Raw genomic sequence first — 2,358 nt, 5'->3', positions numbered from 1 at the left:
TCGCAACGCTACGATTGTTCCTAGCGACCCGTTTAGCGGACTCGTCGCCTCTGGTGCGCTCACTCCAGATAAGGTAGAAGAATTACGTGCTATGTATGGGCTTGACGAGCCGGTCTGGGTCCAGTATCTGAAGTACGTCCAGAACCTGTTCACATTCCAGTTCGGGATTTCGATTACCCAGCAGCGACCAGTCGGTGAGATCATCGGTCCAGCATTACTAAATACGCTCATATTGCTCTTGCCCGCACTAATAACAACTGCAATCGTCAGTTCTCTTGCCGGCATGTACGCTGGCTGGAACCGTGGTTCGTGGTTCGAGCAGATCGGTATCATTACAACGACTTTCTTCCGCGCAACGCCAATCTTCGTTACGGGAATCTTCTTACTCATTTTTTTCTCTTACGGGCTGGGTTGGCTTCCAGCCTTTGGGATGCGAAGCCCGGTTGCCAATCCGGAGGGAATCATAGCTACATATCTCTCTTTAGACTTCCTGAAACACTATATTCTCCCATTCACGGCGACAGTACTCTTCTACAGCGGGGACTTTCTAATGCTGGCTCGTAACTCCGTTGTCGAGCGCATGGGCTCTGAGTTCCTCACGCTGCACCGAGCAAAGGGTCTCTCAGACATGGAACAACTGGGGCGGGCGGGACGGAACTCACTACTTCCACTGGTGACGTACTTCGCGCTCCGGACAGGGATGCTCTTCCAGGGTGTTATTACTCTGGAAGTGGTATTTGCGTGGCCGGGCATCGGCCGTACCCTCGTCCAAGCGATCCTCAACCAGGATTATCCAACGGTACAGGCGGCAGTATTCATTATGGCACTGGCGGTTATCATTATGAACCTGACAGCGGATGTCGCATACGCGCGGCTGGATCCGACTGTCGAGGCAGGTGATGTTTGATGTCAGGCTACACAATAGACATCGAAACGGCGAAGAGTCGACTATGTTCGGAACTTTCACGCGCACAGAGTACAATTAGAGTCGTCCTAGAGGACAACGCAGCGAAGGTCGGCTTTGCAATCATCATGACGTTCATTTTCATCGGATTGTTCGGTCCGTACCTGTCACCACACCACCCAATCGAACACACGATGCGTTCTGACGGATCTATGATGCGTCTCGAAGCTCCCTCCAGTGCTGCACCGCTGGGAACGACTTCTTTCGGTAAAGATGTTCTCAGCCAATTCCTTGCAGGTGCACGCCCAACGATTATTGTTGGTGTCTTCGGTGGTGTGGGTACTGGCGTTTTAGGATTTCTCGTCGGACTCACGAGCGGATATTTCGGCGGTCGCGTCGATAAGATTCTGATGCGGCTGACTGACCTGACCTTCGCGCTCCCATTCTTGCCGATGGCACTGGTAGTCCTATCATTCGTGACACCGAATATCTGGCTGATCACTGCCGTGCTCGTCGTGTTCCTCTGGAAAATGCCTGCACGGGTAATTCGATCCGAAGTTATGACTGTCAAGGAGCGGACATTCGTCAAGTCAGCCCGTGCTCGTGGTGCCGGACACTTGCGGACGATGTTTCTGCATGTCGCACCGAACGTGCTTGGCATTGGGTTTCTCTACACTGCCTATGCGTTCGGTTGGTCAATCGTTGGCGGTGCATCACTTGCATTCTTGGGTTTTGGCGACCCGACAACGACATCCTGGGGTAGGATGCTCGAACAGGTATTCCGTGCGGGTGCGATGCGGACTGCATGGTGGTGGGTTCTTCCACCTGCATTCGGTATCGCAGGCGTCACTACAGCCGTCTTCCTTGTTGGTCGAGCGTTCGAGGAACTAGTTAACCCTGATTTACAAACGAAGGAAAAATGAGCTTACTCGAAGTCAACAATCTTGAAATCGTGTACAGAACGACAGAAAAGGACATCCATGCTGTAAATAATGTGTCTTTCTCTATCGCAGAGCAAGATAACTACGGATTGGTTGGTGAATCCGGCTGCGGTAAGTCAACTATTGCAAAGAGTGCACTCGGCTTGCTCGACGACAACGGCGAAATCAGGTCTGGAAGCGTCCGGTTCAAAGGTCGAGAGCTAACTGGTTTTTCTGAAAGCGATTGGCAGGATATTCGTTGGAGTGAGATCTCTTACATCCCTCAAAGTGCGATGGATTCGCTGGATCCCGTGATGACCGTCGGTGCTCAGATCCGACAGGCAATCAGCAAACACAGGGACGCTCAAAGACCAGACATCAATGAGCGCGTCACCGAGGTGTTTGAGATTGTTGGGCTTGACCCGGCTCGGACAAACGACTATCCTCATGAGTTCTCAGGCGGGATGCGCCAGCGTGTCACTATTGCGATGGCGCTGGCTCTTGAACCGGATTTAATTATTGCCGACGAACCGA

3 protein-coding genes are annotated in these 2,358 nt (G+C 52.3%); all 3 read left to right on the top strand.

Annotated elements, in window-relative coordinates:
- Nucleotides 1–13: 13 nt before the first annotated feature.
- Nucleotides 14–907, top strand: a complete 894-nt coding sequence (locus J07HQW2_RS03190; RefSeq protein WP_048075449.1) for an ABC transporter permease — start codon at nucleotides 14–16, stop codon at nucleotides 905–907.
- On the top strand, nucleotides 907–1,827 hold the full coding sequence (locus tag J07HQW2_RS03185) for an ABC transporter permease (RefSeq protein ID WP_021053879.1): 921 nt from the start codon (nucleotides 907–909) through the stop codon (nucleotides 1,825–1,827). Before J07HQW2_RS03190 ends, J07HQW2_RS03185 begins: the two co-directional genes overlap by 1 nt.
- Nucleotides 1,824–2,358: ATP-binding cassette domain-containing protein (locus J07HQW2_RS03180; protein WP_021053878.1), on the top strand; the 535-nt coding region annotated here is incomplete at its 3' end. The genes J07HQW2_RS03185 and J07HQW2_RS03180, both read left to right, overlap by 4 nt.

This window comes from Haloquadratum walsbyi J07HQW2 (genome assembly GCF_000415985.1).
GTDB classification, from domain to species: domain Archaea; phylum Halobacteriota; class Halobacteria; order Halobacteriales; family Haloferacaceae; genus Haloquadratum; species Haloquadratum walsbyi_B.
The sequence above is the reverse complement of the archived record's forward strand: the minus strand, read 5'-3'. Positions and strand labels throughout refer to the sequence as shown.

What these genes read in the sequence shown, in the direction of transcription:
- J07HQW2_RS03185 (WP_021053879.1), top strand. Translation starts at nt 907, where the DNA reads ATGTCAGGCTACACAATAGACATCGAAACGGCGAAGAGTCGACTATGT.